General features: G+C 73.9%; 11 protein-coding genes. 7 read left to right on the forward strand and 4 right to left on the reverse strand.

The features are described 5' to 3' along the window. Positions 1–259 precede the first annotated feature (259 nt). Complete coding sequence (locus IE096_RS18695; protein ID WP_373298160.1) at positions 260–1630, forward strand: PAS domain-containing protein; 1371 nt, start codon at positions 260–262, stop codon at positions 1628–1630. Positions 1631–1673: 43 nt separating this feature from the next. Here IE096_RS18695 and IE096_RS18700 read toward each other — a convergent pair whose 3' ends face one another. Beyond that, on the reverse strand, positions 1674–2432 hold the full coding sequence (locus IE096_RS18700) for an SIS domain-containing protein (RefSeq protein ID WP_189453169.1): 759 nt from the start codon (positions 2430–2432) through the stop codon (positions 1674–1676). Positions 2433–2679: 247 nt separating this feature from the next. Here IE096_RS18700 and IE096_RS18705 point away from each other — a divergent pair, with 247 nt between their 5' ends. The 3 genes from IE096_RS18705 to IE096_RS18715 all read left to right on the forward strand — a co-directional run bounded on the left by IE096_RS18705 (position 2680) and on the right by IE096_RS18715 (position 6320). Further along, positions 2680–3372, forward strand: coding sequence for an iron-dependent transcriptional repressor DtxR (locus IE096_RS18705; RefSeq protein ID WP_126915571.1), 693 nt, complete (start codon positions 2680–2682; stop codon positions 3370–3372). 513 nt (positions 3373–3885) lie between these two features. Beyond that, positions 3886–4782 carry an alpha/beta fold hydrolase gene (locus tag IE096_RS18710; RefSeq protein WP_189453171.1) on the forward strand — a complete coding sequence of 299 codons (897 nt, stop codon included), beginning with the start codon at positions 3886–3888 and terminating at the stop codon, positions 4780–4782. A 116-nt stretch (positions 4783–4898) separates the two neighbouring features. Continuing rightward, the gene (locus tag IE096_RS18715) at positions 4899–6320 is read left to right on the forward strand and encodes an FAD-dependent monooxygenase (RefSeq protein WP_189453173.1); all 1422 of its coding nucleotides are present in this window, start codon (positions 4899–4901) and stop codon (positions 6318–6320) included. A gap of 80 nt (positions 6321–6400) precedes the next feature. On the opposite strand, the gene IE096_RS18720 is transcribed toward IE096_RS18715, so the two are convergent. Continuing rightward, positions 6401–7204 carry a VOC family protein gene (locus tag IE096_RS18720; protein ID WP_189453175.1) on the reverse strand — a complete coding sequence of 268 codons (804 nt, stop codon included), beginning with the start codon at positions 7202–7204 and terminating at the stop codon, positions 6401–6403. Between the two features lie 139 nt (positions 7205–7343). Beyond that, complete coding sequence (locus IE096_RS18725; RefSeq protein WP_189453178.1) at positions 7344–7775, reverse strand: ester cyclase; 432 nt, start codon at positions 7773–7775, stop codon at positions 7344–7346. A gap of 93 nt (positions 7776–7868) precedes the next feature. Here IE096_RS18725 and IE096_RS18730 point away from each other — a divergent pair, with 93 nt between their 5' ends. Continuing rightward, a complete protein-coding gene (locus IE096_RS18730; RefSeq protein WP_189453180.1) occupies positions 7869–8579 on the forward strand; it encodes a TetR/AcrR family transcriptional regulator C-terminal domain-containing protein in 711 nt (236 codons plus the stop codon). Positions 8580–8634: 55 nt separating this feature from the next. Next, a complete protein-coding gene (locus IE096_RS18735) occupies positions 8635–9687 on the forward strand; it encodes a hypothetical protein (protein ID WP_189453182.1) in 1053 nt (350 codons plus the stop codon). 90 nt (positions 9688–9777) lie between these two features. On the opposite strand, the gene serC is transcribed toward IE096_RS18735, so the two are convergent. Then, the gene (gene serC / locus IE096_RS18740) at positions 9778–10899 is read right to left on the reverse strand and encodes a phosphoserine transaminase (RefSeq protein WP_189453184.1); all 1122 of its coding nucleotides are present in this window, start codon (positions 10897–10899) and stop codon (positions 9778–9780) included. Between the two features lie 121 nt (positions 10900–11020). Here serC and IE096_RS18745 point away from each other — a divergent pair, with 121 nt between their 5' ends. Next, positions 11021–13930, forward strand: coding sequence for an FAD-binding and (Fe-S)-binding domain-containing protein (locus IE096_RS18745; protein WP_189453186.1), 2910 nt, complete (start codon positions 11021–11023; stop codon positions 13928–13930). The last annotated feature ends 32 nt before the right edge of the window (positions 13931–13962 follow it).

Genomic DNA, 13962 nt, shown 5'->3' on the forward strand with positions numbered 1-13962 from the left:
CGGCACAGCCGGCGCTGCGTATGAACGCGACGACGGGCGCTAGCCCGCAGTCACCTCACGCGTCCGGAAAGAAATCATGTCCCGAACCACCTCCCTTCTCGTGTGCCCCACAGCCTAGGAACGGCCGCTCGCCCCCGGCAAGCGAATTTCCTTGGGCATCGATTTCGGCGAAGTCGGTGTGGGGTGCGCCGGGGTCGAGTTGAATGCCGGTCGTGCAGGACTTGCAGGGCACGCGGACACGTCCAGCGGGGGGTATCTCGTGACGGCTCCACACCAGCCCGGCCCCACCGGCCACCGGGCGGCCCCGGAGAGCGAGGACCACGACCTCCTGGCGGCGCTTCTCGACGGCATGGACGCGGCACTGTGCGCGTTCGACGCGGACGGTCACGTCACCCACTGGAACCGCGAGGCCGAGCGGATACTCGGCTGGACGCCCGACGAGGCCGTGGGCCGACGGGGCCTGGGCGGCTGGGCCGCCCGCGAGGCGGACGCCGAGGAGGTCACCGGGCGGCTGCTGGGCGTGATGAAGTCGCCGGGCCGCCAGGTGGACGAGTTCGCGCTGCTCACCAAGGACGGCCGGCGGGTGCTCGTCCGCGTCCAGTCCTCCACCGTGCCCGGCTCGGACGGCAGACCGGCGGGGGTGTACTGCGCGTTCAGCGAGGTGCACACGCAGATCGACCTCGAACGGTCCGTCGCCCTGAGCGAGGCGCTGTTCGGCGACGCGTCCTGGGGCGTGGTGCTGGTCGACGCCGACCTGCGCCCCGCCCTGGCCAACGCCCACGCCGCCCGCGCCCTGCGCACGAGCCGCACCGCCCTGCTGGGCCGCCCCCTGGGCGAACTGCTCGACCAGGGCGTCGAGGAAGTGGAGGGCGCCCTCCAGCACGTCCTGGCCGCCGGCGCGCCGCCCGCGCCCACGGAGCTGTGGGTGACCGTCCGCGACCACGGCGGCGGCCCCTCGCCCGTCCCGGAGCGGCGCTGCTGGCGCAGCGGTTTCCTGCGGCTGGCCACCCCGCTGGTCGAGGAACCCGTCCCCCTGGGCGTGGCCTGGCTGTTCCTCGACGTCACCAAGACCCGGCTGGCGGAGCAGGAGAGCGCCCGGCTGCGCTTCCGGGGCAGCCAGCTGCACCGGGCGGGGCGGGCGGTCGCGGAGTGCGAGGACCCCATGGAGGCCGCGGCCCTCTACATGGACTTCGCCCTCGCGGGCTTCGCCGACCACGCCCTGATCGACCTGCTGCCCGAGCCCCGGCCCGTCCCGGAGGGCCCGATCCGGCTGATCCGCGCCGCGGCGACGCCCGCCTGGGCGCCGGGCCAGGGCCCCCTGACCTCACCGGGCGGCCTGCCGGTCCCCTACCTCGACGGTCACCCGGCGCTCCAGGCGGTCGAGCGCTGCGGCTCGGTACGGGCGGCGGCGGACCGTTCGGAGAACTGGGCCGCCACCCGCAAATGGCCCGACGGCACCCGCCACGCCCTGTCCACGGCCCTGCGCAGCCGGGGCCGGACGGTGGGCGTCGTCACCTTCCTGCGGGGCGGCTCGCGCCGCGCCTTCGACCGCGCGGACGCGATCTACGCGGAGGACATCGCCTCCCGGGTGGCGGCGTCGATCGACCTGGCGGTGGTGATGGCGGGCTGAAGCCCTCGGTAGCCCCCGTAGCCCCCAGTGGTGCCGGAAGCCCTCAGTGGTGCCGGAAGAAGATCCGGTCGCCGTACTCCGCCAGCACCCGCCCGTTCCACTCGTGGCCACCGTCCACGTTGCCCGAACGCAGCATCGGCGGGTCGATGCCGCGCGCCGCGAGCTCCCCGGCCGCCGCGGCCATGACGGCCTGCATCACGGCGCTCGCCACGACCGTCGACGCGGGCCCGAAGGGCGCCGCGATGCCCTCGGAGGTCAGCTCCGCGTCCCCCACAGTGATCTTGGTGTCGACGACGACGTCGCAGTGGTCCTTCAAGAACGTTCCGGACACATGGCGGGACCGGGTCTCCTCGGCATAGGCCAGGGAGGTGACGCCGATGACCTTGAGACCGAGGGCGCGGGCGTTCATGGCCATCTCGACGGGCAGCGCATTGCGCCCGGAGAGGGAGATGACGACGAGGACGTCGCCCGGCCGCGCGGGGCTGGTGTCCAGGACCGCCCCGGCCAGCCCGTCCACCCGCTCCAGCGCGCTGCCCAGCGTGGCGGGCATGACGTCGATGCCGACGACGCCCGGCACGGCCAGCAGATTCACCAGGGCGAGCCCGCCCGCGCGGTAGACGACGTCCTGGGCGGGGAGCGAGGAGTGCCCGGCGCCGAAGACGAAGATCCGGCCGCCGTCCGCCACCGTGCCGGCGATCAAGGCGCCGGCGTCCGCGACGGCGCCCGCCTCCTCGTCGCGCACCCGCCGCAGCAGACCGATCGCGGCGTCGAAGAACTGCCCGGCCGGCTTACTGTCGCTCATCGCTGCGGGACTCCTTGGCTCGACTTGGCTCGACGCTCGCTCGACGCCCGACGACGGAACACGCGTGGCAGGACATATCCCCCCGGTTCGCACCCCGGACGACTGTCGTGGCGCGGATCACGTTGCGTGCTGGACCAGGGCGCTGTCAATACGGACGGGGCGGGCGGAGGCGTGGGCGGCCCCGTTGTCGGTGCCATGCGTCAGAATTGAGTCCAGGGCCAGCGCACGACTTATCGAGGGGCACGGCATGTCCGGACTGATCGACACCACGGAGATGTACCTCCGCACCATTCTCGAGCTGGAAGAGGAAGGTGTGGTCCCCATGCGCGCCCGCATCGCCGAGCGGCTCGATCAGAGCGGCCCGACGGTCAGCCAGACCGTGGCCCGTATGGAGCGCGACGGACTGGTCACGGTCGCGGGCGACCGGCACCTGGAGCTCACGGAGGAGGGCCGGCAGCTGGCCACCCGCGTGATGCGCAAGCACCGCCTGGCCGAGTGCCTGCTGGTCGACGTGATCGGCCTGGAGTGGGAGCAGGTGCACGCCGAGGCCTGCCGCTGGGAGCACGTGATGAGCGAGGCCGTCGAGCGGCGGGTGCTGGAGCTGCTGCGCCACCCCACGGAGTCGCCGTACGGCAACCCGATCCCGGGCCTGGAGGAGCTGGGCGAGAAGGCCGAGGCCGACCCGTTCCTCAATGACGGCATGGTCAGCCTGATGGATCTGGAGCCGGGCACCGACGGCAAGACCGTCGTCGTGCGCCGCATCGGCGAGCCGATCCAGACCGACGCCCAGCTGATGTACACGCTACGCCGCGCCGGGGTGCAGCCGGGTGCGGTGGTCAGTGTGACGGAGTCGCCCGGTGGAGTGATGGTGGGAAGCAGTGGCGAGGCCGCCGAGCTGGCGGCGGACATCGCCGCGCATGTCTTCGTCGCCAAGCGCTGACCTGCCTCGACGCCGGAGACGGACCGGCCGCGCCGGGTACGTATACCGCCTTACGTAAAGCTGCCGAGCCGCGGCGGAATCGGCGCGCCCGGGGCCGAGCCGTGCCACGCTGGCGCTGAGTGCCGAAACGCATATGCGCGCGCAGCCGACCGGGGGGAGGGGCTGGGATGAGGCCGGCGGACCGGCGTCGACACGGAACGGGGCCCCAGCGAGAAGGACCCCGGCGACACGGAAAGCGACACGGAAAAGGGCCCCGGCGCCCTGACGAGCGGCCGGGGCCCCACCTCCCCGTTCTCCCCCACGGCGACCCGGAGCCCCGAGCTCCCAGGGTGCGCCACGCGGACCTTCTTCCCCGAACGGTCCGCGCCCAGATCGATTCCTCCCCTGGTCGCAGACGGTCAATCCTTCCGCCCGGTCACTCGAACGAGGGGTGTTGCGCGCGACAACGGTTCATTCGAATGGAAGTTCCATAGGGTGGAGCTGCTCGGGGGAGACGAGGGGGTGCCAGGGCTCATGGTGCGGCGCATCGAGGTGACGGGAAGCGGCGGAGTGCGGCTCGCCGCCTGGGAGTTCGCCGAACCGCCGAAGGCCGGCGGCCGCGGGCGGTACGGCGGCGGGCCGGTGCCGGGCCCCGGTTCCCGGCCGGGCGGGGTGCTCCTCCTCCACGGCCTCCTGGGCCGCGCCGCGCACTGGGCGCAGACGGCCCGCTGGCTCTCCACGCGCTACCGCACGATCGCCCTCGACCAGCGCGGCCACGGCCGCAGCGACAAGCCCGTCAGCGGCCCCTACGCCCGGGAGGCATATGTCGCCGACGCGGAGGCGGCGGTCGAGCAGCTCGGCCTCGCGCCCGTCACCCTGATCGGCCACGCCATGGGCGCCCTCACGGCCTGGCAGCTCGCCGCCCGCCGCCCCGACCTCGTCCGCGCCCTGGTCATCTGCGACATGCGCGCCTCGGCCCTCGGCGCGGCCACCCAGCGCGAGTGGAGCCAGTGGCTGGGCTCCTGGCCGGTGCCGTTCGCCACGCTCGCGGACGTACGGAAGTGGTTCGGCGAGGACGATCCGACGCTGGAGCGGCCCGCCCCCAGCCGGGGGGATTTCTACGCGGAGGTGATGGCGGAGCGCGCCGACGGCTGGCGGCCGCTGTTCTTCCGCCGTCAGATGCTCCAGGCCCGCGAGGGCTACGCCCATGACGCGCACTGGGAGGAGCTGGCCCTGGTCGAGTGCCCGACGCTGGTCGTCCGCGGCCTGGACGGCGCGCTGGGGCGGGCGGAGGCCCAGGAGATGGTCCGTGTCCTGCCGCGCGGCCGCTACGCCGAGGTGCCGGACGCGGGCCATCTGATCCATTACGACCAGCCGGACGGCTGGCGGCGCGTCACCGAGCCCTTCCTGGAGGCGGCGGTTCCGGCGTAGGGGCAAAGGAGCCCGCCGATTAATTCAACAGCCGTTGACATACCCGCCCGGCCGGGTGTGCACTGGTGGTACGAGCCGAGCCCCGGCCGCGCCGGGGCGATTCGCCGGGAGGCGTCATGTCCGAGTCCGCCACGTCCGGGTTCACCGCGGACGTCCTGGTCGTAGGGGCCGGTCCGACCGGCCTCCTCCTCGCCGGCGATCTCGCCGCCGCGGGCGTGCGGGTCGTGGTGCTGGAGAAGCGCGCCGAGGAATCCAACCTCACCCGCGCCTTCGCCATCCACGCGCGCACCCTGGAGGTGCTCGACGCCCGCGCGCTCGCCGAGCCGCTGATCGCGACCGGCACGTTCATTCCCGGCGTACGGCTCCCCGGCGGCGCCCGCGTCGAGATGACCGCCCTCGACAGCCGCTTCGCCGGCGTCCTGATCACCCCCCAGTACGAACTGGAAGGGCTGCTGGAGAAGCGCGCGCTCGCGGCCGGCGCCGAGATCCGGCGCGGCGCGCGGGTGACCGGGCTGCGGCAGGACGCGGACGGCGTCGACGTGGACGTGGCGCCCGCCGAGGAGGGCGGGGAGCCCGTCATCCTCCGGGGCCGCTATGTCGTCGGCACGGACGGGGTGCGCAGTGCCGTCCGCGAGGCGATCGGCATGCCCTTCCCGGGGCAGGCCGTCCTGCGCTCGGTCATGCTCGCCGACGTCCGGCTGGACGCCGCGCCGGACGAGGTGCCCGCCTTCAAGGGGACGACCGAGTGCTTCGCGATCGTCGTCCCCTTCGGCGACGGCTGGTACCGCGTCATCGCCTGGGACCGGAACGCGGATCTGCCCTCCAGCGCCCCCGTCGACTTCGAGAACCTCAAGGCCGTCACCCGCACCGCCTTCGGCAAGGACTTCGGCATGCGCGACCCCCGCTGGACCTCGCGCTTCCACAGCGACGAACGCCAGGTGCCGCGCTACCGGGACGGCCGGGTCTTCCTCGCGGGCGACGCCGCGCACGTCCACTCCCCGGCCGGCGGCCTGGGCCTCAACGCGGGCGTCCAGGACGCCGCCAACCTCGGCTGGAAGCTCGCCGCCGCCCTCGCCGGCCGGGGCGGCGAACGCCTCCTCGACAGCTACCACGAGGAGCGGCACCCGGTCGGCGCGATGGTGCTGCGCATCAGCGGCGCCCTCATCCGCGCGGTCCTGGCGTCCACGCCGCTCACCAGGGGCGTGCGCAACGCGGTGGGCACCGTGGCCCGCCTCGCACCGTTCGCGGTGCGCCGGGCGGCGCTCTACGTCTCCGGCATCGGCATCCACTACCCGGCCCCGCCCGGCTCCCACCCCCTGGCGGGCCACCGGGCCCCGGACCTGCCCCTGGCGGAGCTGGACGGCCACCCCTCACGCCTGTACGAGGCACTCCGGGCGGGCACGTACGTCCGGGTGGTGCCGAGGAAGGCCGACGTGAAGGCCGAGCCCGGCGTCCTGACGGTGACCCGCGCGGACGCCCAGCGCACCACCCTCCTCGTCCGCCCGGACGGCTACGTGGAGTCGGCGTCGGAGGGCTGAGGCGTCGGAGGGCTGAGGCCGGGGCCGCCCCACCCGAATCCGCCCGGCCGGGGCGCCCGCACGGCACCCCGGCCGGTGGGTCACTCGGTGGTCGTCGACGTACTGGTCGCCTGCAGCACCCCGAACGTCGCCCCGAACGGGTCGCGGAGCATCGCCACGCGGGCCACGCCCGGGACGTCGATCGGTGGGATGAGCGTCTCGGCGCCGCGTTCCGTGGCCGTCGTCGCCACGCCGTCGCAGTCGCGGGTCGCGAAGTACGGGTGCCATTCGGAGCGTGAGCCCGCTGCCAGGTTTTCGGGGAGCAGTTGCATGATGGCGCCGTGCTGGGCCTCCCGGCCGGAGCCGGAGGGGGAGATGATGGCGAGGACGTGGGTGCCGACCTCGATCTCCCAGCCGGTGTCCCAGGGGAGGACCGCGCCGTAGAAGGCCTTGGCGGCGGCCGCGTCCGTGGTGTAGAGCTCGGTCCAGCTGAGCGCGCCGGCGGTGTTGATCGCGTCCAGGGAGTCGACCTCGCGCGGCTGCCAGACGGCGAAGCGGGCGCCGGTCGGGTCGGTGAAGCCGGCCGCGCGGCCGGCCATCAGGACGTCGTGGGCCGGGAAGCGGACCGTGCCGCCCGCCTGCTCCACGGCCTTGGCCGTGGCGTCGGCGTCCGCGGTGCGGAAGTAGATCTGCCACTCGGCGGCCGTGCCGGCCTCCGCCAGCGGGCCGCAGCTCGCCACGGTCCTCCCGGCCAGGCGGAAGAGCCCGAACTCCCGTTCCTCCGGCCCCACGGGCTCGTACCGCCAGCCGAAGACGTCGCCGTAGAAGGCGGCGGACGCGGCGGCGTCCGGGGTCGTGAGGCCGAGCCAGTTGGGCCCGCCCGGTACCTGCGTCGCTGTGAGCATGACGAACTCCTCGTCCTCGGCAACTCCCGCACGCCAACCCCCTGAGCATGCCCACCCGGAGGCCCCGACTCGCCCGGGCCGGCCCCCGGGTCGGCTCCCGGGTCGGCTCCCGGGTCGGCTCCCGGGTCGGCTCTCCGGGTCAGTCCGCCGTCGGCCAGTCCCAGCCCAACTGCAGGAACATCCCCAGGCGGTCGCTCACCGCGCGTATCTCGGAGATCAGGCCGTCCCTCAGCGTGAACATCCAGATCTGCTCCACCTCGAACGAGCGGTGTGTCGGCTCCGGCATCCGGGGGTGCCGGCCCGTGTGCGTGCCGCTGACGAGCAGTCGCGCCACCACCGTGTCGCCCTCGGCGACGAGCTGCCGAGGGGCCATCCTTCCCGCACCGAACGCCTCCAGCTGCTGCCGAAAGCCCTCGAAGGCGGCGCCCGGCTCGTCCGGCTCGCCATGAATGATCTTGTTGTGGTCGATGACGTCGGCCGCCATGTAGCGCGGGAAGTCGGCGATCCGCCGCTCGTTCAGCGCCTGGAAGAAATCCAGCACGACATCCTTGTTGGCCCGCTCCGCACTCATCCTCGCCCCACCCATTCTTACGCTGTAAGTGTTCGTCGCCGATCACTCTGCCCTTACGATGTAAGAAAGTCAACGCCGAGCGAAGGCCGATTCATGACCAGCAAGCGCACCCGAGGCGAACGCGCGGGCCTGACCAGGGAAATCGTCCTCGACGCCGCCCTGGAGCTCATCGACCGCGAGGGGCGCGCGGCGCTGACGATGCGCCGTCTGGGCGCCGAGCTCGGCGTCGAGGCGATGACCCTCTACCACCACGTGCCCAACAAGGACGCCCTGCTCGACGGCCTCGTGGAGCGAGTCTTCGCGGAGGCCCTGCCCCTTCCCGCACCTGACGACAGGGACAGGGACGACAGGAGCAGGGACAGGGACAGGGAGGAGAAAGGCGCGGACTGGCGTGCCTTCCTGCGCGCCTACGCCGGCTCCCTGCGCGCGGCCCTGCTCCGCCACCCCGGCGTCCTCCCCCTGGTCACCGGCCGCCCCGCCGTCACCCCGGCGACCCTCGACGCCGTCGAGCGCGGGCTGCGCACCCTGACCGCGGCGGGCTTCGCCCTGGGACCGGCCGTCGACGCCCTCAACGCCCTCTCCCTCTTCGTCGTGGGCCACACCGCCGCGGAAGCCGACGCGCTTCCCGCGACATCCGAAGCCGCCCCCGGCACCACCGCCTGGCTCGCCGAACTCGACTGCGAGCGCTACCCGCTGGTCGTCGAAGCGGCCGGCACCGGAGCGGGCACGGACGACGCCGAGCGGTTCGGCTTCGCCGTCGACGCCATGCTCACCGGCTTCGGCGCGGCCGCCGGGCTCGCGTAGGCGCGGCGGCCGCGCCGGTCCCGGACGCGCCACGCGGCGATGGCAGGCTTGGGGCATGCGTCCCTTCCGTCCCGCCCTCGCCGCCGCCGTCCTGGGAATCGCCGCGTCGGCCCTGCTCCTCCCGTCGGGCGTCCTCCCGCCGGGCACCACGCCCGCGCGCGCCGACGGGAGCGGCCCCGAGACGCCCTCCGGCTTCACCATCGAGGACCCCCGCATCAAGGAGTCCAGCGGCCTAGCCGCCAGCCGGGCCCACCCCGGCGTCTACTGGACGCACAACGACAGCGGCGACGGCCCGTACGTCTACGCCGTGGACAGCCGGACCGGGCGCACGATCGCCCGGGTGACGCTCGACGGCGTCGACGCCCGGGACGTCGAGGCGATCTCCCTCGGCCCCGACGGGAACATCTACCTGGGCGACATCGGCGACAACCTCGGCGGCACCTGGCCCGACGTCCGCGTCCACCGCTTCCCCGAGCCGAAGGAGCTCACGGGCGACATCACCGTCACCCCCACCACCTACACCGTCCGCTACGAGGACGGGCCGCGCGACGCCGAGTCCCTGATGGTCCACCCCCGCACCGGCCGGGTCTACATCGTCAGCAAGAAGCAGTCGGGGAAGGGGGCCCTCTACGAGGCCCCGGAGCCGCTCTCCGCGTCCGGCGTGAACACGTTCCGCCGCGTCGCCGACATCGACGTATGGGCCACGGACGCGGCGTTCTCCCCCGACGGCACCCGGCTCGTCGTCCGCGGCTACTTCGACGCCCGCGTCTACCGCTGGGAGAACGGCCGCCCGGTGAAGGAGCTCGGCCGCCCCGTCGTGCCCCTGCAACGCCAGGGCGAGTCGGTGACGTTCACCCCCGACGGCCGGACGCTGATGTACGGCTCGGAGGGCGCCCGCAGCAAGGTCGTCCCGATCGAGCTCGGCGACGAGCTCCTGCCGGACAGCGTCGCGAAGCGAAAAGGGGAGGACAAGGCCGGTGCCGGGCAGGCCGCCGACGTGGGCTCGGACGGCGGCCCCCACACCCTGACCCTCGGAGCCGGCGCCCTCGCCGTCGTGGCCGTCGCGGCCCTCGGCCTCCGCCGGCTGTTCCGGCGGCGTACCGCCTAAGCGCTCCACTGGAAGCCCGGCGAGTCATCCGCGGGTGCGTCGTGGCTGGTCACGCAGTTCCCCGCGCCCCTTCGGGGCGCGGCCCCCGCCTCAGCCCAGCCGCTCGATCACATAATCCACGCACGCCGTCAGCGCCTCGACGTCCGCCGGGTCGATCGCCGGGAACATCGCCACCCGCAGCTGGTTGCGGCCCAGCTTGCGGTACGGCTCGGTGTCGACGACGCCGTTGGCCCGCAGGGCCTTGGCGACGGCCGCCGCGTCCACGTCGTCCGAGAAGTCGATCGTGCCGATGACCGCCGACCGCTTCGCCGGGTCCGCGACGAACGGGGACGCGTACTTGGACGCCTCCGCCCAGCCGTACAGCGTCCGCGCCGACGTCGCCGTGCGCCGCACCGCCCAGTCCAGGCCGCCCTGGCCGTTGAGCCACTCCAGCTGCTGGTTCAGCAGGAACAGGGTGGAGAGGGCGGGGGTGTTGTACGTCTGGTTCTTCAGGGAGTTGTCGATCGCCGTCGGCAGCGAGAAGAACTCCGGGACGTGCCGCCCGGACGCGTGGATCCGCGCCGCCCGCTCCAGGGCCGCCGGGGAGAAGACCGCCAGCCACAGGCCGCCGTCGGCGGCGAAGGACTTCTGCGGGGCGAAGTAGTAGACGTCGCTCTGGGCGATGTCCACGGGCAGGCCGCCCGCGCCGGACGTGGCGTCGACCAGCACCAGCGCGCCCTCGTCGGCGCCCGCGACGCGCTTGACGGGCGCGGCGACACCGGTGGAGGTCTCGTTGTGGGTGAGGGCGTAGACGTCGACGCCCGCCTCCGCCTCCGGCTCCGGGTGGGTGCCCGGCTCGGAGGAGATCACCGTCGGCTCGGCCAGCCAGGGCGCCAGCTTCGCGGCCTTGGCGAACTTCGACGAGAACTCGCCGAAGGACAGGTGCTGCGACTTGGACTCGATGAGACCGTGCGTGGCGATGTCCCAGAACGCGGTGGAGCCGCCGTTGCCGAGGATCACCTCGTAGCCCTCGGGGAGGGAGAAGAGCTCCCGGATGCCGTCGCGCACGCTGCCGACCAGGTTCTTCACCGGGGCCTGGCGGTGGGACGTGCCGAGGAGGGAGGTGCCGGTCGCGGCCAGGGCGTCGAGCGCCTCCGTCCGCACCTTGGACGGGCCCGCGCCGAAACGACCGTCGGCGGGCTTGATGTCAGCGGGAATCTGGATATCAGCCACGGCCGCAGCCTAGTCCGTGCCTTCTGCCTGCGGAAACGTCCCGTCCACCCGATGAGACGATTCCGCCGGTAACCTCCCCGGTCCGCCGGTAACCTCCCCGGTCCGGGGGAAGGGTGATCGTATGGGCGATCACAGCAGTCCCCTCAACCCCACAGGGGAACTCCACGCTTCCCTCCGCGCATCCGTGCGCGGCGACGTCGACTTCACCGCCTCCGCCCGCGCCCTCACGACCATGGACGCCTCCAACTACCGCCGCGTTCCGCTCGGGACCGTCGCACCCCGCGACGCCGACGACGTCGCCGCCGCGCTCGCCGTCTGCCGCGAGCACGGGGTGCCGGTGGTGGCGCGCGGCGGCGGGACGTCGGTCGCCGGGCAGGCGACCGGCGAGGGCGTGGTCCTCGACTTCACCCGGTACATGACCGACGTCGTACGGATCGACCCCGAGGCCCGCACCGCCGTCGTCCGGCCCGGCGTCGTCCTCGACACGCTCCGGACGGCGGCCGGCGCGCACGGGCTGACCTTCGGGCCGGATCCGTCGACGCACGGCCGCTGCACCCTCGGCGGGATGATCGGCAACAACGCCTGCGGCGCCCATTCGGTGGCCTGGGGCACCACGGCCGACAACGTCCTCTCCCTGGACGTGCTGACGTACGGCGGCGAACACGCCCGACTCGGCGCAGGCGGAGGGCTCGACGGGCTCCCCGACCGCCTCGCGAGGGGCGTACGGGCCCTCGTGGACGGCCACTTGGCCCTCCTCCGCACCGGCTTCCCCTCCCCCACCCTCCCCCGCCGCATCTCCGGTTACGCGCTCGACGCCCTGCTGCCCGAGCGCGGCACGGACCTCGTCCGGGCCTTCACCGGCACCGAGGGCACCCTCGGGCTGATCACCGAGGCGACCGTCCGGCTCGTCGCCGCCCCCGCCGCCCGCGCGCTGGTCGTGCTCGGCTACCCCGACGAGGGCGCGGCCGCCGACGCCGCGTCCACGCTCCTGCCGCACAAGCCCCTGACGGTCGAGGGCATGGCGGCCGACCTGGTCCCGGGCCCGGACCGGGGCGCGCTGCCGAAGGGCACGGCCTGGCTCTTCGTCGAGGTCGGCGGCGCCACGCCCGGCGAGGCTGCGGCCCGGGCGGAGGAACTCCGCCGCGCGGCCGCCGCCGACGGCGCGAGCGGCCACGCCGTGCTGACCGAACCGGCCGCCCAACGGACCCTGTGGCGCGTGCGCGAGGACGCGGCCGGCACCGCGACCCGGCTGCCCGACGGCGGCGAAGCCTGGCCGGGCTGGGAGGACTGCGCCGTTCCGCCGCAGCGCCTCGGCGCGTACCTGCGGGAGTTCCGGGCGCTGCTGGGCCGTCACGGGCTGCGCGGCGCGCCCTTCGGGCACTTCGGCGAGGGCTGTGTGCACATCCGCCTCGACGTCGACCTCCTGACCCCGGCGGGAGTGCGCCGCTACCGCGACTTCTCCCACGACATGGCGGACCTCGTCGTCGCCCACGGCGGCTCGCTCTCCGGCGAGCACGGCGACGGCCAGGCCCGGGCGGAACTGCTCCCCCGGATGTACGGGACGGACGCCGTCCGCCTCTTCGAGCGCTTCAAGGACCTCTGGGACCCGGCGGGCGGCCTCAACCCCGGCATGGTCGTCCGCCCCTACCCACTGGACCGGAACCTCCGCTTCGAGGTGCTGCCCAAGGGGCCGGTCCCCGTGGAGTTCGGCTATCCGGAGGACGGCGGGGACTTCACGGCGGCGGTCCGGCGATGCGTCGGGGTGGCCAAGTGCCGGGAGACGACGGCCGGTACGGGTGTGATGTGCCCGTCCTACCGGGTCACCCGTGACGAGCGGCACTCCACCCGGGGCCGGGCCCGGCTGCTGCACGAGATGCTGGCGGGCGAGCTCGTCACGGACGGCTGGCGCTCGGAGGAGGTGCGCGAGGCCCTCGACCTGTGCCTGGCGTGCAAGGGCTGCCGCAGCGACTGCCCGGTGGGCGTGGACATGGCCACGTACAAGGCCGAGTTCCTCCACCACCACTACGCGGGCCGGCTACGGCCCGCCGCCCACTACTCGATGGGCCGGCTGCCGGTCTGGCTCCGCGCGGCCGCCGCCGTACGGGCCGCGCCCGTGCTCAACGGCCTGGCGCGGGTACGGCCACTGGCGGCCGCCGCCAAGCGGCTGGGCGGCATCGCTCCGGAACGGGACATCCCACCGCTCGCGGCGGAACCTTTCACCAGGTGGTGGCGGGGGCGGGAGCGAGAACGTCGTGACAGCGCCGATCCCAAGGGACACACCCCGCCCGATGCCGCGAACCGCGTGATCCTTTTCCCCGATACCTTCACCGACCACCTCTCCCCCGGCGTGGGCCGCGCCGCCGTCGCCGTCCTGGAGGACGCCGGGCTGCACGTCACCGTCCCGGCCGGGCCCGTTTGCTGCGGCCTGACCTGGCTGAGCACCGGCCAGCTCGACCGCGCCCGCGCCGTCATGCGCCGGACACTCGACACGCTCGACGACCCCGACACCCCCGCACCCGCCCCCCTCCTCGTCCTCGAACCGAGCTGCGCCGCCGCCCTCCGCACCGACCTCCCGGAGCTGCTTCCGGACGATCCGCGCGCCGCGCGCCTCGCCGCGTCCGTACGGACCTTCGCGCAGGTCCTCGAAGAGCGCGCCCCGCACTGGGAGCCGCCCCGCGTCGGCCGGCCCGTCGCCGGGCAGACGCACTGCCACCAGCACGCCGTGCTCGGCGACGCGGCCGAGCGCCGCCTCCGCGAAAAAGCGGGCCTGCACGGCGACTTGAGTGGCGGATGCTGTGGCCTCGCCGGAGACTTCGGCTTCACGCGCGGCCACTACGACGTGTCCGTCGCCTGCGCCGAGGAACAGCTGCTCCCCGCCCTGCGCCGGGCGCCCGAGGGGGCGTACGTCCTCGCGGACGGGTTTTCCTGTCGTACACAGATTCGTCAACTCGCGGACACCCAAAGCCTCCATCTGGCCGAGGTGCTGGCCCGCCACCTCCCCTCCCCGCCCTCGCCGACCGGCCGAAAATGATGCAAGCACGCTTGCTTGTTTCCGGGCCCGCT

Source organism: Streptomyces abikoensis (assembly GCF_014648775.1).
Taxonomy (GTDB): Bacteria; Actinomycetota; Actinomycetes; order Streptomycetales; family Streptomycetaceae; genus Streptomyces; species Streptomyces abikoensis.